Below are 25,686 nucleotides of genomic sequence, written 5' to 3'. Positions count from 1 at the left end.
TTTAAAAAATCTAACAATTTTGCAAGGAGAATTTTATGAGTCTTTATGATAGAGACTACTCAAGATCAAAAGAATTTGAAAATACACGCTCAAGCGAATTAAGTATTTTTATTAAACAAACTTATCAACTTTTTGCTGCTTCATTATTAGCTGCAACAGTAGGTGCGTATGTAGGAATTTTTGCTTTAGCATCATTTTTTATACAATCACAAGTAACTTTTTGGATCCTTTTTGCTGTTGAAATCGGACTTTTATTTGCTTTACAATGGAAAAAAAGAGAGGCTCCATTAAATCTTGTTTTGCTTTTTGGTTTTACTTTCTGCTCAGGTTTAACGCTTACACCTTTGCTTATTTCAGTGTTAGCTCTACCAGCTGGAGGAATTATCATCGCTCAAGCTTTTGCTTTAACAACGGTTGCTTTTGCAGGACTTAGTGTATTTGCTATGAATACAAAAAAAGATTTTACCGTTATGGGTAAAGCTTTATTTATAGTATTAATCGTTATTGTAGCAGCATCTTTACTAAACCTTTTCTTCCAAAGTAGTATAGTTAATCTAGCTATTTCAGCAGTAGCTGCAATATTATTTTCATTTTACATTCTTTATGATACGCAGAATATTATCCGCGGAAATTATGAAACTCCAATCGAAGGTGCAGTAGCACTTTATCTTGATTTTGTTAATCTTTTCGTATCTTTACTTAATATCTTAAGAAGCTTCAATAGCAGATAAATTTTTGTGGGATTTTTCTCACAAAACTTTTTAAGTTTCAAAACTTTTCAAGTTTTATTTAGTTAAAATAATCATTTAAAAATTAACTTTTAGGAATTTTCAATGATCACTCTTTTAATCATTTTGCAATTTATCATCGTTGTAGTTATTTGTATAGCAGTTTTACTTCAAAAAAGTTCAAGTATAGGACTTGGAGCTTATAGTGGAAGCAATGAAAGTTTATTTGGTGCCAAAGGACCAGCTGGATTTTTGGCAAAATTTACCTTTGTCATGGGAATTTTACTTATTGCAAATACTATTGGTCTTGGTTATTTATACAATAAAGCTAGCAAGGACTCTCTAGCAGAGAAAATTAAAGTAGAAAACAACAACACTACTATTCCAAGCGCTCCTATTGTGCCTGCTACCCCAAACACAAATTCTATCGCTCCAAGTGCACCACAACTTCCAAGCGATGTTAATTCAAGTAAATAATTAAAGGAAATGATAATGCTAAGTGAAATTTTTAACAAACAAAAAACCCAAAGTGAAAAATCTTTAGAAGCCTTAAAAAAAGACTTCACCACTTTAAGAACTGGAAAAGTTAATACCCATATTTTAGATCATATTACAGTGGATTATTACGGAACTCAAACTCCTTTAAATCAAGTAGCAACTGTTTTAGCAAGCGATGCTTCAACTATTAGCATCACTCCTTGGGAAAAACCTTTACTAAAAACCATAGAAAGTGCTATTGCAGCTGCAAATATCGGTGTAAATCCAAACAATGACGGCGAAAGTGTAAAATTATTTTTCCCTCCGATGACTAGAGAGCAAAGAGAAGAAAACGTAAAGCAAGCTAAAGCTATGGGTGAAAAGGCAAAAGTTTCTATAAGAAATATACGCAAAGATGCCAACGATGCAGTTAAAAAACTAGAAAAAGATAAGGCAATAAGCGAAGATGAAGCAAAAAAAGCTTATGATGAAGTGCAAAAACTTACCGACGCCTACACAATAAAAATTGATGAGAGTGTAAAAAGTAAAGAAAGTGAACTTTTAAAGGTTTAACGATGAATTTAGGGCAAATTTATAAAGATTGTGGTGCTTATTTAGAAGACCATTTTTTACTAAGTTCAGGTAAACATTCGCAATTTTATCTTCAAAGTGCAAAAGTTTTAGAGAATCCAAAATTAGCAGCAAAACTTTGTGACGAACTTGCAAAGATTATTGCAAGCTATAAGATAGAATTTGATAGCATTTGTTCTCCTGCTTTAGGTGGAATTTTAGCAGGTTATGAGCTTGCGAGAGCTTGTAGTAAACGTTTTATCTTCACTGAAAGAGTAAATAAAGAAATGACTTTAAGACGTGGTTTTGAGGTGAAAAAGGGTGAAAAATTTATAATTTGTGAAGATATCATTACTACAGGTGGTAGTGCTTTAGAGAGTGCAAAAATCATTGAAAGTTTAGGTGGCATTGTTGTAGGTTTTGCAGCATTGGCAAATCGTGGTTTTTGTGCAGTAGAAAATTTAAAATCTCCAAGAAAAGATAATGCGAAATTACCTGAAAATTTACCACTCTTTACTCTAGGAAATTTTGAATTTGAAATTTATGATGAAACAAATTGTCCACTTTGTAAAAAAGGGAGTAAAGCTATAAAACCAGGAAGCCGTGGAAATTAAATGAAAACTAAAGCAAAAATTAGCTCTAGATGGCTAAGATTTAGAGCTTTGCTTATAGATATTTTTCTTATTTATGTTCCTATTTTGTATTTATTTTATTTTCTATTAGGCTCTAAAGAAGCTTTTTTAAACAACCATTTTATCACAACTTTATGTACTTTTTTATTTGGTTTGATTCAAGCTATTTTTTTAACAAAAAAGGCACAAAGCCCAGGTCTTAAAGCATATGATTTATATCTTATTGATATAAAAACGGGAAAGAAACTAAGTTTTCTTAGAATTTTACTAAGATATGTGATATTTATTATAAGTTTTGGCTTACTCTTTGGTTTATTTGTCAGTTTTGTAAGAAAAGATCGTTTAAATTTACACGATATTTTAACTCAAAGTTGTATAGCTACTAAAGCATAAAGAAAGGTTAAAAATGCAAAGAAAAAGAATTTACAATCCAAGTTCAAACGAAACCTTAGGAGATCGTAAAGTTTTTGATGGTAACCCACATGGAATTTTAAATTTTACTAAGGCAAAATATACTTGGGCTTTAAAACTTTGGGATTTAATGGAGGCAAATACTTGGTTTCCAAAAGAAGTGGATACAACTAAAGATGCACTTGATTATCGCTGTAATTTAACTGTAGGTGAAAAAAGAATGTATGATTTGGTTTGGAGTCAGCTTATTTCTATGGATAGTTTTCAAACCAATAATTTAGCAGATAATATCAACCCTTACATCACAGCTCCTGAAATCAATGCGGTTTTGGCACGCCAAGCTTATGAAGAGGCAAACCATTCAAAATCTTACGCTGTTATGGTAGAAGCGATTTGCGATAATACAGATTTGATTTATGAAATGGAAAAGCATGATGAAACTTTGCGTGAAAAAAATGACTTTATTTCAAGCATTTATGAAGAATTAGCAGGCGATGTAGATGATAATAAACTTCTTTTGGCTATGGTGGCAAATCAAATTTTAGAAGGAGTATATTTTTATAGTGGTTTTACTGCCATTTACGCACTTGCACGTGCAGGAAAAATGCTAGGTTCAGCACAAATGATCCGCTTTATCCAAAGAGATGAAATCACACATCTTTTATTATTTCAAAATATGATCAATTCAGTACGCAAAGAAAGACCTGATTTATTCCATGATGAAAATATCAATAAAATTTATGATATGTTTAAAAAAGCTGGAGATCTTGAGATCAAATGGGGTAAATACATCACTCAAAATCAAATCATGGGCTTTACTGATGATATCATAGAAGAATATATCCATTATCTTGTAGATCAAAGATTAAGCGCGATCAATTTAGATAAGTTATACAATGCAAAACATCCTATTAAATGGGTAGATGATTTTTCAAAATTTAACGATCAAAAGAGCAATTTCTTTGAAAGTAAAGTAACGAATTATTCTAAGGGTAGTATAAGCTTTGATGACTTCTAAAACTTCTTTAACCTTGCTTTGTGATTTTTATGAATTTACAATGTCTCAAGGCTATTTCAAAAACAATAAAAAAGATCAAATTTGTTATTTTGATATATTTTTTAGAAAAATTCCAGATTCAGGATCTTTTGCTATTTTTGCAGGTCTTGAAGATATTTTAGACTTTGTTGAAAATTTGAGTTTTGATGCAGAAGATATAGAATTTTTAAGAAAACAAGGTATTTTTGATACAGAATTTTTAGATTTTTTAGCTAACTTTAAATTTAAGGGTGAAATTTATGCTATGCGTGAAGGAGAAGTGATTTTTCCAAACGAACCTTTGCTATGTATTAAAGCTACAACCATAGAAGCACAGCTTTTAGAAACTTTTTTACTTTTAAGTTTAAACCACCAAAGCCTTATTGCTACCAAAACCAATCGTATCGTGCGTGCAGCTAAAGACAGTAAAATTTTAGAATTTGGTTCACGCAGAGCACAAGGAAGTGAAGCAGCCTTAAAAGGAGCAAGAGCAGCTTTTATAGGAGGTTGCATAGGAAGTGCTTGTACTTTAGCAGGAAAAATTTATAATATCCCTATCAATGGAACTATGGCACATTCTTGGGTGCAAATGTTTGAAAATGAACTTGAAGCTTTTAAAGCTTATGTGAAAATTTATCCAAAAAATCCTATTTTTTTGATCGATACTTATGATTGTCTAAATAGCGGACTTAAAAATGCGATTAAAGTTTTTAAAGAATTTGATATTCAAGAAGGCGGCGTGAGAATAGATTCTGGAAATTTACTTGAGTTGAGTTTGAAAATCAGACAAGAACTTGATCAAGCAGGACTTCAAAAATGTAAAATCATAGTTTCTAACGCCCTTGATGAATGGAGCATTAAAAAACTTAAAGAACAAAATGCACCTATTGATATCTTTGGTGTAGGCGAAAGATTGATCACTGCTTCAAGTGACCCTATTTTTAGTTGCGTTTATAAACTCGCAGCCTTAGAAGATCAAGGCATAAAACCTAAAATCAAAATTAGCGAAAATAACGAAAAATCAACCCTACCTCATTTTAAAAAGCTTTTTAGGGTTTATGATAAAAACACGCAAAAAATCCTTTTTGATGAGCTTTATGTTTTTGACGAAAACCCAAATCAAGATGAAAATTTAGAACGCAAAGAACTTTTAAAATTAGTCTACAAAGAAAAAAGACTTCTTAAAAAGTCATCTTTAAATACTATTCAAGATTATACAAAAGAGCAAATTTCAAAACTCGATGAGAATTTTTTAGATCTTGATCGTTTTGTGAAATTTGAAGTAAAACTCTCGCCTAAACTTCAAAATATCACTGAAGATCTTTTAAAAACTCGTTTTTAAAATCCACATAATTTAAAGCGGATTGTTTTAGAAAGTTTATTTCTTCATTATTTAATTCACGCACAAATTTTGCAGGATTTCCAAGTATCAAAGAGCGTGGCGGAAATTTTTTACCCTTTGTTACAACGCTTCCAGCACCCACTATGCTATCTTCTTCTATCAAAGCACTATCCATGATAACAGCATTCATTCCGATTAAAACACGATTTTTTATCACACAAGCATGGATAACGCAATTATGTCCTATAGTTACATCATCTCCTATTATCGTAGGAAAACCAGCATCTTTTAACTTTCCTTTTTTATCAAATTCCCTATGCCAAACATGAACTGTGCTAAGATCTTGAATATTGGTTCTTTTGCCAATTTTTATAAAATTAACATCGGCTCTTAAAACACAATTAAACCAAATACTACTTTCATCTCCTATTTCTATTTCTCCTATGATTTTAGCGCCCTCTGCAACAAAAACATTTTGACCTAGTTTGGGACTATGATTTTTAAATTTTATAAGCATTTTTTTCCTTTTTATTTAAGTATAGCTAAGTTTAACTCTATTTCAACTTTTTTAGTTACAATTTTTATTTAAATTTATAGGAGAAGTAATGAACGCATTTGAACAAAAAAGATGTCAAAATATGGCTGAAGAAATTGCACAAAAAGTTTTTATCAATGAAGAGCTTTTTAATGCTTTTTGTCAAATTCCGCGTGAAATTTTTTCTCCTTTAAAAGCCCATGCTTATCGCCTTGATGCTTTGCCTTTAGCAAATTCTCAATGGATTAGTTCACCTTTAACTGTAGCTAAAATGACTATGGCTTTAGATTTTAAAAATGCTGATAGTATTTTAGAGATAGGTTGTGGAAGTGGCTATCAAGCTGCGATTTTAAGCAAAGTCATAAGGCGTGTTTTTACCATAGAACGCATAGAAAATTTAGCCAAAAAAGCCGCTCAAACTTTCAGAGAATTAGAACTTTTTAATATCAATGTAAAATTTGATGATGGACAAAATGGCTGGAAAAATTATGCTCCTTATGATAGGATTTTATTTTCTGCTTATGCGACACAAATTCCTGAAATTTTACTCGATCAATTAAGCGATGATGGTATTTTAGTTGCTCCTATTTTACACAATGGCAAACAATTCATCACACGCCTTAGAAAAAATGGCACAAATTTACAAAAAGAAATTTTAGAAGAATGTTTATTTGTGCCTATAGTAGATGGGAAAGAATAAACTTTTTTACAAAATTTATTAAAAACTCTTTAGAGCCTTTCTTAACTTTTCGCTCATTTCATCAATATGTTCTTTTTGCAAAATTAAAGGAGGTAAAAATCTCAAATCATTCTCTCCACAACTTATCAGTAAAAGTGCATTTTCTTGGCATTTTTGAATGACCTTGAATACTTTTACACTTTTATCAAGACTCAGCCCTTGCATAAACCCTAAACCTTTGCGTTTTTTACAAAAATCAAATTCTTTGATCAACTCATCTAAACTTTGCTCTAAATAAGGCGTGAGTTTATTGACATTTTCTAAAATTTTTTCTTCTTTAAAAATTTCAAAAACTGTATTCACTCCTGCACAAACCAAAGGATTTCCCCCATAAGTGCTACCATGATCGCCCGCTTCTAAAGAATTGCTTGCTACCTTTTGATTTATTACAAAAGCACCCACACTAAGCCCACAACCCAAGGCCTTCGCTGAAGTCATGATATCAGGCAAAATTTGTGCGTGCTCATAGGCAAAAAATTTTCCACTTCTACCCATACCACATTGAATTTCATCAGCGATTAATAATATATCTTTTTCATCGCAAAGCTTTCTTAAGGCTTTGTAAAAATCTTTATTTGCAGGATTTATCCCACCTTCTCCTTGCACGCTTTCTAAGATAATGGCACAAGTTTTTTCATTTACCAGTTTTTCAACGCTTGAAATATCATTATATTTTGCAAATTTAACCCCTGAAATTAAAGGCTTAAAAGGCTTTTGATATTTTTCATTAGCAGTAAGCGATAAAGCCCCTAAAGTACGCCCATGAAAAGAATGCTTAAAAGCGATAAATTGTCCACTCTTAATGCCTTTGTTAAAGGCGTATTTTCTAGCTGTTTTCATCGCTCCTTCTATACTTTCTGTACCAGAATTTGTAAAAAAAACACGCTCTAAAGCACTAGCTTTGGCTAAATTTTTAGCTGCAGCAGCTATATTTTCATTATAATATAAATTGCTAGTATGTAAAAGTTTATCCACTTGAGCTTTGATTTTGGCATTAAATTTAGCATGATTATATCCTAAAGCACAAACACCTATGCCACTTGAAAAATCAAGATATTTTTTAGCCTTATCGTCAAAAAGATAAACCCCCTGCCCTTTTTCTAAAACTATATCAAAACGCTTATAGGTAGGGATAATATGACTTTGTTCTTTATAATCCATTTTCATCCTTTAACCCACCAAAGTGCCTATACCTTCATCGGTAAAAAACTCAAGCAACAAAGAATGTTTCACGCGTCCATCTAAAATATGTACCTTTTTGACTCCATTTTCACAAGCATCAATGCAAGATTTTAATTTTACATGCATACCACCTTCTATTTTAGGAGCTAAAATTTTAGCCTGTTCAAGGCTGATTTTAGAAATTAAAGAATTTTTATCATTAAAATCCTCATAAAGCCCTGCAGTATCAGTTAAAAAAGCAAGTTTTTCAGCCCTTAAAGCCTTAGCGATCGCACAAGCTGCGTCATCAGCGTTGATATTATAAGTATTAAAATTCTCATCCATGCCAATAGGAGCAATGATAGGTAAAAAATCTTTTTCCAAAAGCTCTTCTAAAATTTTCGAATTTACCTTTTGTATCGTGCCAACAAAAGCTAAATTTTCATCTTTTTTCACACATTCTAAAAGCGCGCCATCTTTACCACAAAGCCCTATGGCTTTAACTCCTAAATTTTGCAAACTATGGACTAAATTTTTATTGATATGATTTAAAACCATACTGGCTACTTCAGTAGTGGCTTTATCACTAACCCTAAGACCGTTTTTAAACTCACTCTTTACGCCCAATCTTTCACACATAGCAGAAATATCTTTTCCTCCACCATGTACAATGATAGGATTTAAACCCACAAGTTTTAAAAGAGCTATATCTTGCATCACACAATGCTTTAGCTCCTCATTTTCCATAGCTGATCCACCATATTTTATAAGTATAATCTTGGAATTAAATTTGCGTATATAAGGCAAAGCTTCGATTAAGACATTAGCTTTTTCTAAATATTTTTGCATGATCATTCCTTAAGCATTAAAGCTGGTTTGATTATACTCATTTAAAGAAAGATCGTAATAATTCGCATCCTCTCTTAAAGTAAAACCATAATGTTTCCAAAACTCATTGCCTAAATCATTGTTTTTAAAAGCGATTAAGGCGATTTTATTAATCTTTTGAGCTTTTAAGGCCTCAAGACAAAATTTAGTCATCTCGTGTGCTATACCCTTTTTTCTATGATCTTTATGCACACATACATGATAAAATCCCCCTGTGCGTCCATCATGCCCGCAAAGTATGCTTCCTACAATTTCTTCATCAATCACTGCTACAACGCTAAGATTTGGGTTTCTATCTAAAAAATTTTCTATATTTTCTTTGCTATCATCGATGCTTCTTATCCCAAAGCCTTTTATCTCACACCAAAGCTTATAAACGGCTTCATAATCGCTTTTTTGCATAGCTCGTATTAACATTTTTATCCTTTACAAATTTGCAAAGAATTTAAGTCCTTCATCTTCATCAAAATCAAACATTAAATTCATATTTTGAACAGCTTGTCCTGCTGCACCTTTGATTAAATTATCAATAGCACCAAGCACAATAACACGCTTTGTACGTTGATCTATACTAAAATTTATATCCGCAAAATTGCTTGATTTAACCCACCGAGTCTGCGGAAGCGACTGCGGCGGTAAAAGCCTTATGAATTTATTGTTTTGATAGTATTTTGTATAAATATCGCGTATATCTTGTTCTTGCAAGTCCTCTTTTAAATTTGCATAAGCACTGATTAAAATTCCTCTTTGCATAGGCACAAGATGAGGGGTAAATTGTAGAGTGATTTTCTCTTTGGCCGCATAGCTTAAATGCTCTTCAATTTCAGGAGTATGGCGGTGCGAAGCTAAATTATAAGCTTTGATATTTTCATTAACTTCACAAAAAAGATTTTCCACCTTTGCACTTCTTCCTGCTCCACTTACTCCACTTTTTGCATCAATAATAACCGAGTTAAAATCAATAATCTTTTCTTTAAAAAGCGGATAAAGACTTAAGATAGAACAGGTGGTATAGCAACCTGGATTTGCCACCAAACTTGCTTTTTTTATCTCTTCTTTATAAAGCTCGCAAAGTCCATAAACTGCATTTTGCAAAAGCTCTTGATTAGGATGAGTGAATTTATACCAAAGCTCGTAATCTTTAGGATTTTTAAGACGAAAATCCGCACTTAAATCAATGATTTTCATCTTTTTTAACAAATTCTTATTTAAAAGCTTAGCACTAAATTCATGCGGAGTAGCCAAAAACAAAAGATCAAGCTCAAGTTCATCTAAATTTTTATTTTCAAAACATAAATTTAAAGGGGTATTCGGATAAAGATCTTGATAATTTTGTCCCGTGCTAGAACTCGAACCTAAATAAGAAATTTCAACTTTGGGATGATTAAGCAAAATGCGTACAAGCTCATTGCCCGCATAACCACTCGCTCCTAAAATCCCAACTTTTATTTTCATCTTTATCCTTTAAATGTAAAAGTAAGCATTATAAACAAAAAAGCTTAAAATAAAAATACAATTTTTAAATTATTTTTTATTTAAAAACTATATCTTAAATTAGCATTTACATTCCAATCCACATTTAAATCGCCAAAAAATGTCTTTTCAAATTCGAAACTAAAGCGTGTTTTATCATTAAGCTTATAATCACTTCCTAAATTTATAAACATTCTTTGATCTTTTTTCCTTCATATCTTCTCTGACTTGCTTGATCCTCTAAAATTTGATCTCCTGTTTTAATCAGATCTGCATATAAACCAAGTCCTGTTCTAAAATTTAAATTTTGATTTTGACTTCCTATGAAAAATGCTGTTTTTGCGACTAAAGGAATATAAAAAGATCGTTTTAAACTAGCAATATCTCCTTTTAGATCCATAGCTTCTACATAACCACTGATAAATTCCAAACTCGGCTCAAGATAAATTTTATCATAAGTTTTTCTATAACCTAACTCAGCACTTAAGATAATATTATGCGAACCATCATTATCATCTAATCTACCTTGATTTCCTGGAATAAAATTTGCATTTACTTCATTTTGATAATAAATATATCTTAAAACAAAATCACTATAAAAACCTTCATAAACAAGAAGCTAAAATACTGTCCTATTCCATAACCATTTAATTTCGCACTCAAATCAGTAGCACTTAAATTCATATTTGTATAATTGATCATTACTCCACTGTAAAGCTCGAAATTCGAATACTCGTTTAATTTATCATATCCGCTTTGAATTTCAAAGTATTTTCCACTATTATACTCATCGCTCGTACCGCCTCCAAAAGTTCTTAACCATACACCACTTTCATAAGGATTATTGCGTAATTCTCCCATTCTTTTATGCATATTATTCCATTCTATCATGGAGCCTAAAGTAGCTTGAGCAAGTATAGATTTAGCTTTTGCAATAGCTTGAGTATTATCATTAGTAAAAAAATACTCATCTTTAATTTTAGAATCAATTTTTTCTAAATTCCACTGGGCAAAATTTTCTTCATTATAAGAAAAAACAACATTTGGAGTATATGTACTAAAACCTTGCTCCACATTTGGTATAGTAAAAAATTCCTTTGTTAAATGTTTATTTTAGCTAGTAATATATTTAAACCCTCTTTTTTACTAGGATTATTAAGAAAATTTAATACTAAAGCATTATTTACTCCTTGCGTGCTTTCCTTAGAATTAATATAATCTGCTTTAGAATTTTCAAAATCCACATTGATTTTAAATATTGTATTATTTGCATTTAATCTGTTTGTATCAACTTTCCCATAAATAGCACTTTTTTCTGCTTGAATATTACTCATTTGTATATTAGACTCAAACAAAGAATCTTTGATTACAAGATTTTTTTGTGCATCATCAACACCTTTAATATTACCGCTAAAAACTATGTTTTGTAAAGTAGCATCAGAATGATCAAGATTTAAATTTCCACTAAAATAAACCTTTTCTATCTTAGCATTTTGGGTATTTTTAAGATTTTGCTCAAATCCCATTTCTTTACCAACTCCTGTTTGTGCAGCGTCTCCATAAAAACTATCTTGAACTTTATCAGTGATATTTTCCCCATCTTTTTCATCGATCCACAAATTTTTACTTCCAAGCTCTATTTTGGAATTTTTAGCATTAAGATTTTCTACTTTTAAGCTTGCATTACGCCCTAAATAAAACTCGCTTTGATCTAAATTAAGCTCTTTTAAAACAAAAACCCTATCTTCCCAATCTTCTTGTGCAAAACTTACAGGTTTGGTTAAAGCGCTTAAACCTTGCTCTTGAAGTTTTTTAGCTTGTTTTTCGCTCACATAAGCGTGTATGCTAGGATGTCCTTGAAAATTTAACTTGGCGTTTTCTGCCTTAAAAACACCTTCTTTATTGTAAATATTGCCATCAAAAATCAAAGCTTTATCTGTATTAGCACTAATTGTTATGGCCTCATCTGAAAAAATATTGCCATGATAAAGATAATTTTGCTTGTTTTCTAAATTTAAATTTGCCCCTGCTTTAGAGCTTGTGATAAAAACATTATTAGAGTTAGCTTTAATTTGATCAAATTTTAATGTTAAGCCCGATAGATCCAAAGTTCCACCATTCATATAAATTTCACCAAAGCTTAAACCTTCACTTTCAAGACTTACCTTACCCTCGCCCATTCTAAGTCCTGCATCCACACTTTGACTTTTGACAATAAGCTCTCCTTCGCCCATTTTATAAAGAAAATCATCTTTTTTGGTTTTAACATTATATTCTACACTTGAACCTTTATCAGCGTAAATTCCGCCATGTATAAGCCATTTATCGCCTGTTATTTTCCAGTGTGAATTTTGTTCAAATTTTAAAACACTAGCGCCTAAATCCACATCGCTATTTAAATTTATACTTCCATTTTGAGAAAAATACAAATCCTTGCTATTTTGCATTTCTTTGATTCTATCATCATATTTAGCCTTATCACCAAAAACATTTTCATAACTTACATAACCCGCATTAGTCCCAGAAATCAAACTTACATTTTCTATTTTTTTATCATCTTTCATCAAACCTTCGCTACTAAGTGTATAAGTTCCAGATCCTATGGCTATTTTATGAGTATTTTGAAATTCATTGATCTTTACTTGATTGATCAAAGCATAATCAACCTGTGAACAAGTATATCCATCAGTAAAATGGGCATTACAATTACTCGTACTTACTACACCTACTAAATACCATTTTTTATCAATCTTATCATAAACATAAACTCCACTTCCAGAATCCCAGGATATTGAAGAACTTGTAAAAGGATTTCTTTTATCATTGGTATAATTAAGAAATTGCAACTTAAAACGCTTATCTTCAGTATTTTTAGGAGTTAAACTGACAAAACCTCCTAAATTGATTTCATTAGAATCAAAAATCTTAATGGGTACTTTATTTGTATCTTCAAAACCTAAAGCTACAATACCACTTCCCTCTCTTGCAAAGTACTCATAACGCGAACTATCAAAAAGCTTGCCTTTACCTTTTGAATAATCACATTTTCCACTTTGACAACTATCCCAAAATGGATCCTTATATTCATAAATATCTCCACCATCGCCAGAATTTTTTTCAATAAGATTTAAATCTTTACTCAAATTTGCACTTTTATTGAGACTAATCTTACTCATTTTTAAAACAGCAAAATCCACATTTTCTTTTTTATAAGTAAAATTATCACTTGAGCTTACGATTCTATTTGCTACCCCTCCAAAGTGTAAAACACTACCTTGTTTCACATAGCCTTTATTTACTTCCCAGTATTTAAACTTGTACTCATATGAGAAGCGCTGACTATATAAGATTATCCTATATTGGTAAATTCTCCTTGGAATTTTCCTCCACGATTTGAAGTAGAAAAATCAATCATAGGCACATTAAAAGAGATATTTTGACTAGGATTTTTTGCTAAAATTTAAAAGCCAATTTGACCTACTTGAAATTTGCCTTTATTACTGGCAAAATCAAGATATTCTTGAAAATAACTTTGGATCAATAGCTGAAGCAAAAAGATAGTTAGAAAAACCAAATGCCATTAATGTACAAAAAGATAATTTTAGTTTCATAAATCCCTCCTCATTTTTAAGTGCAATTTTAGCACGAAAAACTAATTTTTAACTAAAATATAAAGTTGCTCATGAAGATGGATATTGCGATTTTTAAGATTGCGAGAAGCTCTAAAAGTATTATATTTTTGCTCTAAAATCCGGCATTTTCCAAGAGTGCTTAAGCGCTTTAAAAAAATTTCTTTTTTTACAAAACCTTCACAATTATAAGAAAGTAAAATCACTCTTGCTTTTAAATCATTAATAAGTTCAAATAAAGCATCTTGGGCAAATTTTGACTTATTAAAAGTACTGCGGTTCCAATCCTTTGGAATGCCACTGATTTTAGAAATTTCTTCAGGTTTTTTATAATTTGCAATTAAATTTAGCATAAAATAATTAGAACTATAAGGGTGCTGATTATAAGGGGGGTCAAGATACACTACATCAAAAAAATCAAGTTCTTTTGCAAGCATGTTTGCATCCTTTTGCATCACTTCAAATTCACAAGAAAAATTTGAAAAAATAGGCATTTTAAGCTCTATTTCTCCTTTAATGCGTTTAAGTGCATTTTGTCCTTCGCCACCAAATTTTCCGATGCCATCCTTACCCTTATAAAAACCTTTAAAAACTCCGCTAGTATTTGAATGAACACTGGCTTCATAAATCAAAGGAGCTATAAAGAAATGCCTCAATTCTTTTGGAATTTCATTTTCGATTTTTTGCCTTATAGTATCAAGATATAAAGCATTTTTAAAAGTATAAAAAACCCTTTCATTTTTTTTAATATCATCATCATCTTTTGGAGCATAAAGCTCACTGATAAAACCTTTTTGAAAATCTAAATTTTGGATTAAATTTTTATAATACTTTTTTATATTTTGAAGTAAATCTTTGTCTTTATTAGCAAGATAACACTCATTGATGAGTTTTGAATAATCCTCTAAATCATTGGCTAAAATATAATTTGAGTGCGCTTTTGCAAAACGACTTACAACACCTGAGCCACTAAATATATCACAAAAACTAAATTTATCTTTACCAAGTTCTTTTTTAGCTACCTTAAAGCCCTTATTTAAAAAACTTAAAAGCGCTCTTTTATTTCCAAGATAAGTTATAATTTGCTCTTTTAAAAAAGAAGGATTTTCTTTCAAAATTTAAAACCTTTAAAAGCCTTATCCACAAAAGTGGATTAAGCTTTTTTTGGAGTTACAAGCATATTTACATAACGACCTTCAAAATTTGGCTCTTTGTCACGATTAGCTTCATTTTCTATCATAGTCCAAATTTTTTCAAGCAAAGCTACACCTGCTTCAGGAGTTGCCATTTCACGTCCTTTTAAGAACACACGAAATCTCACATGCTTACCTTGTTCTAAAAATTCTAAAGCATGTTTTACCTTGTAATTAATATCATTTTGAGCAATTTTTACAGAAAGTTTGATTTCTTTTATATCAATCACTTTTTGTTTTTTCTTTGCTTCTTTTTGTTTTTTCTCTTGTTGATAACGGAATTTACCATAGTCCATGATCTTGCAAACAGGTGGCTTAGCATCTGCAGCTATCATTACAAGATCAAGTCCTAAACGATTTGCAATTTCTAAAGCTTCATCACTACTGATAATACCATAAACTTTGCCATCATCGCCAACACATCTGATTTCATCCGCTCTTATTTCTTCATTGAGCAATACTTCTTTTTCTTTACTCAAAAGTGTACCTCACTCATTTTCTCCTTAACTAATTTAATAAATTCGTCCAAGCTAAGATTTTTTTGTTCTTTAGCTCTTCTATCTCTTAAAGCAACGCTACGCTTTGCCACCTCATCATCGCCTAAAACTAAAATCATAGGTAATTTTTGCTTTTCAGCGATACGAATTTTTTTACTTAAGCTCTCATTTTTTTCATACACCTCGCTATCGATATTAAGCTCTAATAATTCTTTTTGAATTTCTTTTGCGTAAGCAATATGTGCTTCGCCTATTGGCACTATACCCACCGCAGTTGGTGCGATAAAAAATGGAAACTCACCCGCACAATGCTCGGTTAAAATTCCTATAAATCTTTCAAAAGAACCTAAAATCGCACGATGCAACATTACAGGTTGTTTTTTTTCATTATCACTATCAGTGTATTCAAGTTTAAAACGACTTGGCAGGTTAAAATCTACTTGTATGGTTCCACATTGCCACTTTCTTTTTAAAGCATCGGTGATTTTAATATCAATCTTTGGCCCATAAAAAGCCCCGCCACCTTCATCAATACCGTATTTTAAACCTTGTTCATCTAAAGCTTCTTTTAAAGCCTTAGTCGCTATTTCCCAAATTTCATCATCACCTATGGCTTTTTCAGGTTTAGTTGAAATTTCCATTTCATAGCTAAAATCAAATAATTTCATCAAATTATCCACAAAAGCTAAAATTTCTAAAACCTGCTCTTTAATCTGACTTGGCATACAAAAAATATGTGCATCATCTTGAGTGAATTCTCTCACTCTAAAAAGTCCATGCAAAACGCCACTTTTTTCATGACGATGTACCACGCCGTATTCAAAAAATTTCAAAGGCAAATCACGATAACTTCTTACATCACTTTGATAAATTTTAATATGTCCCACACAGTTCATAGGCTTAATGCCATATTCTTGTTCATCAATTTGTGTAAAATACATATTTTCTTTATAGTTTGCATAATGCCCACTGATTTTCCATGCATCTGCTTTTAAAAGTTCAGGCCCACGCACAGGCTCATAACCACGTAAACGATGGATCTTATAAAGCATATGTTCAAGTTTAGATCTAAGTCTTGCACCGTTACTCAACCAAATAGGAAGACCTCCTCCGATCTCATCATCAAAAGTAAAAAGCTTAAGCTCTGTTCCAAGCTTTCTATGATCGCGTTTTTTAGCTTCTTCAATAATGGTTAAATACTCTTTTAAACTTTCCTTATCTGCAAAAGCGGTACCATAAATTCGAGTAAGCATTTCTCTTTTTTCATCGCCACCCAAATACGCTCCTGCAACACGAGTGAGTTTAAAAAAGCGTAAAAATTTCGTATTTGGCACATGAGGACCACGACACAAATCTTCAAATTCACCTTGTTTATAAATACTTACAGCTCCATCAGGAATACGCAATAAAACTTCTTGTTTTAAATCATCATTTTGAAATTTAGCCAAAGCTTCGTTTTTTGTGATTTCATATTTTAAAATTTCAATCTTTGCTTCAGCAAGTTCTTTCATCTTTTTTTCAATTTTTACTAAATCTTCTTCGCCAATCTTACTTTCCACACGAAAATCATAATAAAATCCATCTTCTATAACAGGACCAACGAAAAATTTAGCTTCAGGATACAAACTCTTAATCGCCTGTGCCATTAAATGCGCACAAGAATGACGGATTACCTCTAAACTTTCTTTAGAATTATCAAAATAAATTTCTTTTAAATTTGTATTTTTCACACTTTGAGAGTCAATTATTGTCTCATTGTCCAAATACGCAATAACTTCTTTTTCCATATTTTTAACCCTTTGTCGCTCACTTACCCTGTGAGTGTTTATAAAGTTCTAATTTTAACTTTCTAAGACTTAATTATTTTTGAAATTCAGCTTATTTTTAAAAAAATCTTAGAATAAATTTAATATTTATTTATAGCTTAAATTCACTTCCAGTATTTAAAATCCCACTATAATACAAATAAAAGAAAATAAATCCTAAAATAATGCGATAAATTCCAAAAGGGATAAAGTCAAATTTAGAAATAAATTTTAAGAAAAATTTTATAACTAAAACCGCAACAACAAAAGCAGTGATAAAACCTATGCCTAAAGGAATTAAAGAATTTGCATTACTCAGTAATTCAGGCTCTTTATAAATACTATAAGCTGTAGCAATAATCATCGTTGGAATAGCAAGCAAAAAACTAAATTCAGCAGCCACTTTTCTATTAAATCCTAACAAAAGCCCACCAATAATACTTGCTCCACTTCTTGAAGTGCCAGGAATCATGGCTAAAGATTGAAAAATACCTATACAAAAAGCTTGTTTAAAACTTATTTCTTCTAAGAAATTGATACGATATTGTTTATTTTTGTGCGCAAGTTCTATAAGAATAAGCACAACACCACCAAAAATGAGCATTCCAACCACAACCCAACCATTAAATAAAGCATTTAAGTATTTTGCCACAAAAAGCCCTATAACTCCAGTAGGAAAAAATCCCACTGCAAGTTTTAACCAAATATCAAGCCCTTGAAACAATTTACGCCAAAATACAAAAATTACCGCCAAAATAGAACCAAGCTGGATGATAATCAAAAAACTTTTCCAAAACTCATCTATATCAATACCTAAAATAGTCGTACCTAAAATCATATGTCCTGTTGAAGAAACAGGTAAAAACTCAGTCAGACCTTCTATAATTCCAAGTATTAAAGCATATAAATTTTCCATTTTAATCCTTGAATGATAATTGCAAAAGAAAAATTATATCAGAATGGATTAAATGGGGTTTTAACCCCAAAAATTAAGCATCTTTTTTAACAATACGCTTAATAAAATATAATACAACTCCCACAAAAAAGATAAGTGCGAAAAGCTCGCTATCATGAAAATTTGCTAAATTTAAAGCTAAAGGATTTTCACTACCATCCATACTTACTGAAAATACAGTAATTCCTGCGATAATTACCCCAAAAATACTTTCACCCACTATAAGCCCTGAAGCAAAAAGCGTGCCTCTTTGCTCACAACTTGCAAGTTTTTCTTCTTTATGAGAATTTTTTGCATATTTTTTAGTCAAGTGTTGCATTACAATATATTTTAAAATTCCGCCTATAACTAAAGGTATATTTACAGCAGGGGGAAGGTAAATACCTATTCCAACGGCTAAAGGCGGCAAAGACATTTTCTGTGTTCCTTTTAAAATTTTATCTATAATAATCATTAAAATTCCTACAAATACACCAAAAGCCATATAACCCCACTCTATATTGTGATGAAAAATTCCTTGGGCGATAGTGCTCATTAAATTTGCTTGCGGTGCTGCTAAAGCTGATGAAGCATCCATACCTTCTCTTGGCATTGCTCCGACAAAACCATAGGCTTGATAAAGCAAATTTAAAACAGGAACTATAGCCAAAGCACCAAAAACACAGCCTACAAGTAAAGCAACTTGTTGTTTCCAAGGAGTAGCTCCGACTAAATGTCCTGTCTTTAAATCTTGTAAATTATCATTCGAAATAGCAGCTGTAGCTAAAATAACACTAGTAGTAAAAATAGCTAATGCTACTGCAAATTTAGAAAGCATAGGATCTTGAAAAAGTTCCACACCTAAAACCAAAAAAACAATAGAAGAAATAATAACACCAATAAGTCCGATTCCAGAAATAGGACTAGAAGAAGATCCTACAAGTCCTGCCATATATCCGCAAGCTGCTGCAACAAAAAAACCTATTAAAACAGAAACTAAAGTTCCAACAAATGAAAATAGCATTTGATAATAAATACTTAAGTTAGCATCTTCAACAAAACTATAAAAAGTAATAAATAAACCCGCAACCATTAAAACAAAAAGTATAAAAATACTTTTTAAAGAAAGGTCTATATTTGTTCTTTCATTTTTTTCTTGATTAGTAATTTTAACATTTTTAACAATTTCTTTAATACCTTCAATAACGGGTTTTAAAAGTTCTATTAAAGTCCAAAGCGCTGCTATAGCAATAGCTCCTGTTCCTATAAGCCTTACTTTAGAACTCCATACACTAGAAGCTAAATCTACGGCATTTTTTGCACTATCGAATTCAAAATTTGAAAGATAGGGAGTAAAAATACCCCAAGCTAAAAACATACCTACAAAAAGAGCTATAGCACCTGCTAAACCAACTAAATAACCTGCCCCTAAAAGTGCCAAAGAATATCCCATAGAAAAACCAAAAGCCATTTTATTCCAAATAAAAGCAAAATTACTCTCACTTGCAGCGAGTTTAAAACCATTGCTTAACAAACTAAAAATAGCAGCTATAAAAGAGCCTAATGCTATTTCTTTAATGCCTTGTTTTCCTTTTTTACTACTCTGATCTTTATTGGCTACTTTTAAAATTTCAGCTGCAGCTCTACCTTCAGGATAAGCAAGCTTGCTTTCAACCACCATAGTCCTTCTTAATGGTATAGTAAAAAGCACTCCAAGTCCGCCACCACAAAGACATATCATAAAAGTTTGCCAGAGTGGAAATTCACTCCAATACCCACACATAAAAAGCCCTGGGATAACAAAAATAACTGATGATAAAGTTCCTGCTGCTGAAGCTTGAGTTTGAACCATATTATTTTCTAAAATATTTGAAGTCTTAAAAAGACTCAAAACCGCCATGGAGATGACCACAGCTGGAATTGATGATGAAAAAGTAAGTCCCACTTTTAACCCCAAATATACATTTGAAGCTGTAAAAATAATAGTTAAAATACTTCCCAAAATCAAACCCCTTAAGGTAAGTTCTGGTAAATTTTGTTTTTTGTACATCATTTCTCCGTTTTAAAATTTTACTTTCAACTTAAAAAATATTCTTATAAGTTTAAATTTATAATTTTTCTCTAAAGTAAAATAAAATAATACAAAAAAACGCTTATATTTTTATAAATTTTTGACTCAAAAATATCATAAAACAATGAGCTAATCATTGAAAAATCAAAAGTTCTTTTATTTTAATTATATTATCCCAGCTACCTCAGCAAAAATCAAGCAAATAATACTTATACCCCATATATAAAAAAAGCTTCTTTTGATATGATCTCTAATATTAACCTCTGCTAAACCACAACCTAGCAAAGTTGCAGGTACAACAGGAGAAATAAATGTCGCACAATTTCTTGCTATCACCATGATAATAGCTATAGTCAAAGGTTCAGCACCAAAAGCCTTAGTTACACTCAAAACTATAGGCATCACTCCATAAAAATAAGAATCCGTACAAAAAATAATTGCCATTGGAACAGCCAATATCCCTACCATTAAAGGAATATAAGTACCTAAATAATCTGGAACGAAATTTAAAATCAAAACACCCATTTTCTCCATAATACCACTTTTATCAAATACGCCTATTAATATCCCAGCACCAATTAAAGTAATATACATAAGCATTGCACCAGCACTTGCACGATCTAAAACTTTTTTAGCTATTTTTAAATTAGGATAATTAAGCGGTAAAATTATTACAAGCCCTATCATAAAGCAAATATAACTAGGAATAATACCACTAATTAAAAGCCCAATAACCCCAATAGTTACAAGTAAATTTAACCAAAACCATTTTTCATTATGGTGCTCGCTTTTTTCTATATTTAATTTTATTCCCGACAAGTTACCTGCGCCTGCGCCTCTTTTTATTTCTATCTTAGCAATCCAAATTGCCAAAAGAAGGGATAATACTAAACCTACAATCTGAATAGGTATAATATGGTGCCAAAGCAAATTTGCATCCATTCCTATATTAGTAGCCGCTCTTAAAGTAGGACCACCCCAAGGAATAACATTCATAACCCCCATAGCTGAAGTAATAATCAATAACATTGAAGTCTTTCTTATACTTAAACGCTCATAAATAGGTAATAATGCAGGTATTACAATAAGAAAAGTAGAAGCACCCGAACCATCTAAATGTACAGCAGCAGCAATAAAAACAGTAAGAATGCAAACTTGATATATATTAGCTTTCATTTTTGATAAAAATGCATTTAAAATTTTAGTAAAAAAACCACTTGTATTTAAAACACTAAAAAAGAGTATAGAAAAAACAAACAAAGCTGCCGTATCCGTTACGCTTTTGACTCCATCTTTAATAAAAACAACCAATGTTTTAATATCAAAAACACCTCCTTTAACCCCTAAAGCTACACCCACGCCAAAACCAAGCCGTTCAAGAATAAGTAAAATACAAGCTACACTAATACTTACACTTATAAAAGCTAGTGCTGGAGTAGTATAATCTTTTAGCAAAAGCCAAACTATCAATCCTAACGAGAAAAAACCCAATAAAGCTAAAAAAATTTCCATATCCTATCCTTTTGTATCATTTTTATTCGATAATAAAATAGGATATTTTAACTCCAACTTATATGTGTTTAAATTTATAGCTTTTTAAAAAAATATATTTTCTAATGTAACCATTATAAACAAGAATAAAAAAATAATTTTGAATTATTTTGCTATAATTATGAATATTTTAATTTATACTATCAAAAGAAAAAAATGAAATTTTTTAAACTTTCTTTCTTGGCTTTAGTTACTTTTTTTTAGTGACTTGCGGTTCTTCAAATCCTGAAGATTTAGCTAAAAATTTTACAAAAGATCTTTACAGTGGTGATACTAAATCTGTTATGAGTTACATTGATCTTAGCGAAGCTAAAAGCGATGAAGAAAAAACATTTGTTAGTGATAAAATCACTCAAGTTGTTGCTGAAAATGCAGCCAAAGCAAAAAGAATGGGTGGTGTTAAAGATATTCAAATTGAAGAAAAAACAATCAATAAAGATTCTGCTAAAATCAGAGTTTTAGTGTTATTTAACAATGATAATAATCAAAGCAGCAATGTTTTTCTTGCTAAAAAAGATAGAAAATGGCTTGTTTTACTTAAATAAAATTTTATATTTTTTCTTAATTTTATTTTTATTGATTGGAATTTTGGGTTTCTTTATAAATTCCAATCCTTCAAATCAAATCATCAAAAAACCCTATCTACCTTTTCTTGAAATAGGTGATCTTGTCTTTCGTGCAGGAATAGGAAGTGAAAGTTTTTTAATAGAAAATTTAAGTCAAAGCCCTTATTCTCATATCGCTATGGTAGTTAAAACTTCTCCAACTATACTCATACATGCTACAACAGATGATGACAAAAATGCTAAAAACCAAGTTATCTTAAGCTCTATGGATGATTTTTTAAAACTGAGTCATAAAATTGCTATTAAAAGATTAAAATTTGATGAAAAAACCAAACAAAAAATAGTTGCTAAAGCTTTGGAACATTTAGGCAGAAAATTTATCATAAGTACAGATAAAGATGCTTTTTACTGCACTACTTTTTTAGAACAATCTATTAACTCCATTACCCCATTTCATCTTCAATACACTCTAATCAAAGCTCCTTTTAATGAAGGTTTATATCTTTTTCCACAAGCTTTTTTTGAAAATAATTAAAGCGTATTAATTTTATGAAAGTCAAAAATTTTTAATTTCACATTCACTTCACTTAAAAATTTTATAATGTCATCACTTTACATTAAGGAGAAATAATTATGAAAAAAAGTATTTTATTCGCATCAGCACTTTTAGCTAGCTCAATGCTTTTTGCAGATAGTCTAAAACTTGAAGGTACTATTGCACAAATTTATGATAACAATAAAACCTTGCTTATTGACTCTATTTATGGCGGACAAATGGCTATAAAAGTTCTACCAAATACCGAAATAGAAATGGATGATTGTGGTATTTTTGGAACAGATAAAGATGGAACTTTTAAAGATTTACAGGTTGGAAATTTTTTAGAAAGTAAAATTTCTTATGGAATACCTGCTACACCAAATACTCAGGCTATTCCAGTAGCTAGAAAAATTGAAATTCAATGTTATAAAAAAGCTTATTAATATAAATCCCTTAACAAGGGATTTATAAAAATCATTCTTCGGCAAACTACTTCATTACTCTTAAATAAAAATTTAAACTCTTTTTTAACAAGCAATTTATAAAATAACACTTATATTTTCATCTAAGGCAAATAATGAAAAAATGGATTTTTATTGTTTTTTGTTTTATATTAGGTTTTATTATTCATATATTTTATATAGGATACACTAACGAACTTTTATTTAATAAATTTATTAAAAACAGCAATCCTGATTATACAATTACAGATATTTACTTCAAAAAAGGTTTTTTAACCTCTAAAGGAAGTTTTACTTTAAATCACTCTCATACACAGCTTTCAACCAAAATCAACCTTAAATTTAATAATTATTTTTTCTTAAATAAAATTATAAAAGGAAATTTTACAAATCCTTTTGATTTTTTAGATAAAGTGTTAAAAAACAATAAATTAGGAACTTTTACTCTCAAATTACACGATAACAACTCTAAAATATTTCTAAATATTAAAGATATAAATTTAAGCAATGAAGGTGGAGATACCATCATAAACGGCGGATATATTGAAGCTTTAATGAATAAAAATTTAGAAATTAAAAACATTAAAATACATTTTGATATGATTAATTTTTCTCAATTTTATACTAAATTTGTGTTGCAAAATTTAAATTACGAACAATTTTTTAACAATCCTGTACAATTTTATGAATTAAATTTATTTAGCAAAAGCCAACAACAAATCAACTTTGATTATCTTGTGTTAGATAACAATAAAATCAATTCTTTTTATAGCAAAAATCTAGTAAATTTTAATGAAGAAAATTCAACAATAAACTTAAACATACAAGGAAAATCCAATGAAATTGATATTGATCTTAAATCTTTATTGGGTCAGAATTTAAATTTTGACAAAACAAAATTTAATATAACCATAAATAAATTTCTTAACTCAAATTTCAATATCTCTCATTTTATTCAAAAAAATCTTGATCTAGAAATACAAAATTTAATTCTTGAAAAAAATAAACAAAATATCAGTCTACAAGGCAATTTAAATATTAACAACTCTTATCAAGCAAAATTACAAGTTATCAGTTCAGATGAGCCTGATGAAATTTTTCCTTGGACAAAAGATTATGGAGGTTTAAATCAATATTTTTTAAAAGAAAATAATAACTTTTTTCTAAATTTATCTTATGATAGCTTAGCCAATCCTCAACTAAAAATTAATGGTAGTGAATTTTCAAATATGGATTTAAATTAATGAGCCTAGCTTTGACCTTTCGCCCTGAAAATTTTGATGATATTTTAGGACAATATGAGCTTATAGAAATTTTCAAAAAATTTACTGCTTTACAAAAACTTCCTCATAGTATTTTTTTTGGAACGGCAGGTTCTGGAAAAACAACTTTTGCTAGAGTTGTAGCCAAAGAATTTGGCTTAGATTGTTATGAATTTGATGGAGGAAATTTTAAACTCGAAGAACTAAGAAAAATTTTAGATAATTATAAAAATAGTCTTTATAAGCCTTTAATTTTTATTGATGAAATTCACCGCCTTAGCAAAACCCAACAAGAAATGCTTTTAATTCCTATGGAAAATTACCGTTTAATTTTAATCGGCGCAAGCACTGAAAATCCCTATTTTGTTTTAAGTTCTGGTATAAGAAGTCGTTCCATGCTTTTTGAATTTAAATCTTTAGGGGTAAAGGAACTTGAAACTTTACTCTTGCGTGTACAAGAAAAAATGAAATTTAGTATTGATAAAGAAGCTAAAGATTTTCTACTGAAAAGTGCTGATGCAAGAGCTATGCTAAATTTGCTTGAATTTGTCTTGGTTTTAGATGAAAAACATATCAGTCTTGAAAATCTTAAAAAACTTCGCAACACCATAAATAGTGAAGGTGTTAGCTCAAAAGATACACATTATATTTTAGCAAGTGCAATGATAAAAAGTTTACGCGGAAGTGACGTTGATGCAGCTATTTATTATCTTGCAAGACTTATTGATGCAGGAGAAAGTGCGGATTTTATCGCTAGGCGTTTGGTGATTTTTTCAAGTGAAGATATCGGAAATGCCGATCCAAATGCTTTAAATTTAGCGGTTTCGACTCTAGAGGCTGTTAAAAATATAGGTTATCCTGAAGCAAGAATTATCCTAGCCCAATGCGTAGTTTATTTAGCAAGCACAATCAAATCTAATGCAAGCTACAAAGCTATCAATGAAGCTTTAAACTATGTAAAAAATAATGAAGCTTTAGAAATACCTAATTATCTTAACAACAATCATCAAGAAAAACAAAACTATCTTTATCCACATGATTTTGGTGGCCGGGTAGAGCAAAAATATCTTAGTAAAAATTTAAAATTTTATCATAGCAAGGGCTTAGGAGAAGAAGCAAAATTGTTAGATAATTTATATAAATTAAAAAACCATAAAGCTTAATTTTATTATTTAAAATTTACAAAA

24 protein-coding genes and 1 pseudogene are annotated in these 25,686 nt (G+C 30.4%); 13 read left to right on the top strand and 12 right to left on the bottom strand.

All coding sequences use genetic code 11. The annotated features are described in order from the left end of the window. The first annotated feature begins 35 nt into the window (after window positions 1-35). The 7 genes from FBF22_RS01120 (at window position 36) to FBF22_RS01090 (ending at window position 5,196) form a co-directional block, all read left to right on the top strand. Window positions 36-731: a Bax inhibitor-1/YccA family protein gene (locus FBF22_RS01120; RefSeq protein ID WP_002851668.1), complete on the top strand. Its 696-nt coding sequence runs from the start codon at window positions 36-38 to the stop codon at window positions 729-731. Between the two features lie 102 nt (window positions 732-833). Further along, window positions 834-1,205 (top strand): preprotein translocase subunit SecG, encoded by a 372-nt coding sequence (gene secG, locus FBF22_RS01115; protein ID WP_002854650.1) that lies wholly within the window; start codon window positions 834-836, stop codon window positions 1,203-1,205. Window positions 1,206-1,214: 9 nt separating this feature from the next. Then, window positions 1,215-1,778, top strand: a complete 564-nt coding sequence (frr, locus tag FBF22_RS01110; RefSeq protein ID WP_079254734.1) for a ribosome recycling factor — start codon at window positions 1,215-1,217, stop codon at window positions 1,776-1,778. Window positions 1,779-1,780: 2 nt separating this feature from the next. Continuing rightward, window positions 1,781-2,389 carry an orotate phosphoribosyltransferase gene (gene pyrE, locus FBF22_RS01105; protein WP_002857434.1) on the top strand — a complete coding sequence of 203 codons (609 nt, stop codon included), beginning with the start codon at window positions 1,781-1,783 and terminating at the stop codon, window positions 2,387-2,389. Next, complete coding sequence (locus FBF22_RS01100) at window positions 2,390-2,800, top strand: RDD family protein (protein WP_002851998.1); 411 nt, start codon at window positions 2,390-2,392, stop codon at window positions 2,798-2,800. A 13-nt stretch (window positions 2,801-2,813) separates the two neighbouring features. Beyond that, window positions 2,814-3,836 (top strand): ribonucleotide-diphosphate reductase subunit beta, encoded by a 1,023-nt coding sequence (locus FBF22_RS01095; RefSeq protein WP_002892686.1) that lies wholly within the window; start codon window positions 2,814-2,816, stop codon window positions 3,834-3,836. Beyond that, window positions 3,823-5,196, top strand: a complete 1,374-nt coding sequence (locus FBF22_RS01090) for a nicotinate phosphoribosyltransferase (RefSeq protein WP_079264876.1) — start codon at window positions 3,823-3,825, stop codon at window positions 5,194-5,196. The genes FBF22_RS01095 and FBF22_RS01090 overlap by 14 nt, the downstream gene beginning before the upstream one ends. Here FBF22_RS01090 and FBF22_RS01085 read toward each other — a convergent pair. Further along, window positions 5,165-5,713: a gamma carbonic anhydrase family protein gene (locus FBF22_RS01085; protein ID WP_002874478.1), complete on the bottom strand. Its 549-nt coding sequence runs from the start codon at window positions 5,711-5,713 to the stop codon at window positions 5,165-5,167. The genes FBF22_RS01090 and FBF22_RS01085 overlap by 32 nt on opposite strands. 88 nt (window positions 5,714-5,801) lie before the next feature. Here FBF22_RS01085 and FBF22_RS01080 point away from each other — a divergent pair, with 88 nt between their 5' ends. Continuing rightward, complete coding sequence (locus FBF22_RS01080; RefSeq protein ID WP_002851780.1) at window positions 5,802-6,431, top strand: protein-L-isoaspartate(D-aspartate) O-methyltransferase; 630 nt, start codon at window positions 5,802-5,804, stop codon at window positions 6,429-6,431. Between the two features lie 18 nt (window positions 6,432-6,449). Here the strand turns inward: FBF22_RS01080 and FBF22_RS01075 are convergent, their stop codons facing one another. The 11 genes and pseudogenes from FBF22_RS01075 to FBF22_RS01010 form a co-directional block, all read right to left on the bottom strand. Continuing rightward, complete coding sequence (locus FBF22_RS01075) at window positions 6,450-7,637, bottom strand: aspartate aminotransferase family protein (RefSeq protein WP_074485628.1); 1,188 nt, start codon at window positions 7,635-7,637, stop codon at window positions 6,450-6,452. Window positions 7,638-7,640: 3 nt separating this feature from the next. Beyond that, window positions 7,641-8,486, bottom strand: coding sequence for an acetylglutamate kinase (argB, locus tag FBF22_RS01070; RefSeq protein ID WP_079263849.1), 846 nt, complete (start codon window positions 8,484-8,486; stop codon window positions 7,641-7,643). A gap of 3 nt (window positions 8,487-8,489) precedes the next feature. Beyond that, window positions 8,490-8,936: an N-acetyltransferase gene (locus tag FBF22_RS01065; RefSeq protein WP_002860626.1), complete on the bottom strand. Its 447-nt coding sequence runs from the start codon at window positions 8,934-8,936 to the stop codon at window positions 8,490-8,492. A gap of 9 nt (window positions 8,937-8,945) precedes the next feature. Next, the gene (gene argC / locus FBF22_RS01060; protein WP_002872933.1) at window positions 8,946-9,974 is read right to left on the bottom strand and encodes an N-acetyl-gamma-glutamyl-phosphate reductase; all 1,029 of its coding nucleotides are present in this window, start codon (window positions 9,972-9,974) and stop codon (window positions 8,946-8,948) included. A gap of 80 nt (window positions 9,975-10,054) precedes the next feature. Continuing rightward, window positions 10,055-13,603: pseudogene (gene vvfC, locus FBF22_RS08360) on the bottom strand (autotransporter serine protease VvfC). A 41-nt stretch (window positions 13,604-13,644) separates the two neighbouring features. Further along, window positions 13,645-14,736, bottom strand: coding sequence for a DNA adenine methylase (locus FBF22_RS01035; protein ID WP_002869494.1), 1,092 nt, complete (start codon window positions 14,734-14,736; stop codon window positions 13,645-13,647). Between the two features lie 38 nt (window positions 14,737-14,774). Further along, window positions 14,775-15,293, bottom strand: a complete 519-nt coding sequence (infC, locus tag FBF22_RS01030) for a translation initiation factor IF-3 (RefSeq protein ID WP_002851726.1) — start codon at window positions 15,291-15,293, stop codon at window positions 14,775-14,777. Further along, the gene (gene thrS, locus FBF22_RS01025) at window positions 15,290-17,098 is read right to left on the bottom strand and encodes a threonine--tRNA ligase (RefSeq protein WP_002882272.1); all 1,809 of its coding nucleotides are present in this window, start codon (window positions 17,096-17,098) and stop codon (window positions 15,290-15,292) included. Before thrS ends, infC begins: the two co-directional genes overlap by 4 nt. Before the next feature lie 130 nt (window positions 17,099-17,228). Further along, window positions 17,229-18,032 carry an undecaprenyl-diphosphate phosphatase gene (locus FBF22_RS01020; protein WP_004307596.1) on the bottom strand — a complete coding sequence of 268 codons (804 nt, stop codon included), beginning with the start codon at window positions 18,030-18,032 and terminating at the stop codon, window positions 17,229-17,231. Between the two features lie 73 nt (window positions 18,033-18,105). After that, on the bottom strand, window positions 18,106-20,103 hold the full coding sequence (locus tag FBF22_RS01015; protein WP_079264875.1) for an oligopeptide transporter, OPT family: 1,998 nt from the start codon (window positions 20,101-20,103) through the stop codon (window positions 18,106-18,108). A gap of 183 nt (window positions 20,104-20,286) precedes the next feature. Further along, a complete protein-coding gene (locus FBF22_RS01010) occupies window positions 20,287-21,633 on the bottom strand; it encodes an SLC13 family permease (RefSeq protein ID WP_165433274.1) in 1,347 nt (448 codons plus the stop codon). Between the two features lie 242 nt (window positions 21,634-21,875). Between FBF22_RS01010 and FBF22_RS01005 the strand changes: the two genes are divergently transcribed. The 5 genes from FBF22_RS01005 (at window position 21,876) to FBF22_RS00985 (ending at window position 25,662) form a co-directional block, all read left to right on the top strand. Then, complete coding sequence (locus tag FBF22_RS01005) at window positions 21,876-22,217, top strand: DUF4878 domain-containing protein (protein WP_002900777.1); 342 nt, start codon at window positions 21,876-21,878, stop codon at window positions 22,215-22,217. Then, window positions 22,201-22,773, top strand: a complete 573-nt coding sequence (locus tag FBF22_RS01000) for a YiiX/YebB-like N1pC/P60 family cysteine hydrolase (protein ID WP_002825721.1) — start codon at window positions 22,201-22,203, stop codon at window positions 22,771-22,773. The genes FBF22_RS01005 and FBF22_RS01000 overlap by 17 nt, the downstream gene beginning before the upstream one ends. A gap of 98 nt (window positions 22,774-22,871) precedes the next feature. Further along, on the top strand, window positions 22,872-23,219 hold the full coding sequence (locus FBF22_RS00995; RefSeq protein ID WP_002867117.1) for a hypothetical protein: 348 nt from the start codon (window positions 22,872-22,874) through the stop codon (window positions 23,217-23,219). 134 nt (window positions 23,220-23,353) lie between these two features. Continuing rightward, a complete protein-coding gene (locus tag FBF22_RS00990; RefSeq protein WP_002869065.1) occupies window positions 23,354-24,481 on the top strand; it encodes a hypothetical protein in 1,128 nt (375 codons plus the stop codon). Next, window positions 24,481-25,662: an AAA family ATPase gene (locus FBF22_RS00985; RefSeq protein WP_004307586.1), complete on the top strand. Its 1,182-nt coding sequence runs from the start codon at window positions 24,481-24,483 to the stop codon at window positions 25,660-25,662. Before FBF22_RS00990 ends, FBF22_RS00985 begins: the two co-directional genes overlap by 1 nt. Window positions 25,663-25,686: the final 24 nt, after the last annotated feature.

The organism is Campylobacter sp. CFSAN093260 (assembly GCF_012890095.1).
Lineage (GTDB): Bacteria > Campylobacterota > Campylobacteria > Campylobacterales > Campylobacteraceae > Campylobacter_D > Campylobacter_D jejuni.
This window is presented reverse-complemented; position numbering and strand designations above follow the sequence as displayed.

What these genes read in the sequence shown, in the direction of transcription:
- FBF22_RS01120 (WP_002851668.1), top strand. Translation starts at nt 36, where the DNA reads ATGAGTCTTTATGATAGAGACTACTCAAGATCAAAAGAATTTGAAAAT.
- secG (WP_002854650.1), top strand. Translation starts at nt 834, where the DNA reads ATGATCACTCTTTTAATCATTTTGCAATTTATCATCGTTGTAGTTATT.
- frr (WP_079254734.1), top strand. Translation starts at nt 1,215, where the DNA reads ATGATAATGCTAAGTGAAATTTTTAACAAACAAAAAACCCAAAGTGAA.
- pyrE (WP_002857434.1), top strand. Translation starts at nt 1,781, where the DNA reads ATGAATTTAGGGCAAATTTATAAAGATTGTGGTGCTTATTTAGAAGAC.
- FBF22_RS01100 (WP_002851998.1), top strand. Translation starts at nt 2,390, where the DNA reads ATGAAAACTAAAGCAAAAATTAGCTCTAGATGGCTAAGATTTAGAGCT.
- FBF22_RS01095 (WP_002892686.1), top strand. Translation starts at nt 2,814, where the DNA reads ATGCAAAGAAAAAGAATTTACAATCCAAGTTCAAACGAAACCTTAGGA.
- FBF22_RS01085 (WP_002874478.1), bottom strand. Translation starts at nt 5,713, where the DNA reads ATGCTTATAAAATTTAAAAATCATAGTCCCAAACTAGGTCAAAATGTT.
- FBF22_RS01080 (WP_002851780.1), top strand. Translation starts at nt 5,802, where the DNA reads ATGAACGCATTTGAACAAAAAAGATGTCAAAATATGGCTGAAGAAATT.
- FBF22_RS01075 (WP_074485628.1), bottom strand. Translation starts at nt 7,637, where the DNA reads ATGAAAATGGATTATAAAGAACAAAGTCATATTATCCCTACCTATAAG.
- argB (WP_079263849.1), bottom strand. Translation starts at nt 8,486, where the DNA reads ATGATCATGCAAAAATATTTAGAAAAAGCTAATGTCTTAATCGAAGCT.
- FBF22_RS01065 (WP_002860626.1), bottom strand. Translation starts at nt 8,936, where the DNA reads ATGTTAATACGAGCTATGCAAAAAAGCGATTATGAAGCCGTTTATAAG.
- argC (WP_002872933.1), bottom strand. Translation starts at nt 9,974, where the DNA reads ATGAAAATAAAAGTTGGGATTTTAGGAGCGAGTGGTTATGCGGGCAAT.
- thrS (WP_002882272.1), bottom strand. Translation starts at nt 17,098, where the DNA reads ATGGAAAAAGAAGTTATTGCGTATTTGGACAATGAGACAATAATTGAC.
- FBF22_RS01020 (WP_004307596.1), bottom strand. Translation starts at nt 18,032, where the DNA reads ATGGAAAATTTATATGCTTTAATACTTGGAATTATAGAAGGTCTGACT.
- FBF22_RS01015 (WP_079264875.1), bottom strand. Translation starts at nt 20,103, where the DNA reads ATGATGTACAAAAAACAAAATTTACCAGAACTTACCTTAAGGGGTTTG.
- FBF22_RS01010 (WP_165433274.1), bottom strand. Translation starts at nt 21,633, where the DNA reads ATGGAAATTTTTTTAGCTTTATTGGGTTTTTTCTCGTTAGGATTGATA.
- FBF22_RS00995 (WP_002867117.1), top strand. Translation starts at nt 22,872, where the DNA reads ATGAAAAAAAGTATTTTATTCGCATCAGCACTTTTAGCTAGCTCAATG.
- FBF22_RS00990 (WP_002869065.1), top strand. Translation starts at nt 23,354, where the DNA reads ATGAAAAAATGGATTTTTATTGTTTTTTGTTTTATATTAGGTTTTATT.
- FBF22_RS00985 (WP_004307586.1), top strand. Translation starts at nt 24,481, where the DNA reads ATGAGCCTAGCTTTGACCTTTCGCCCTGAAAATTTTGATGATATTTTA.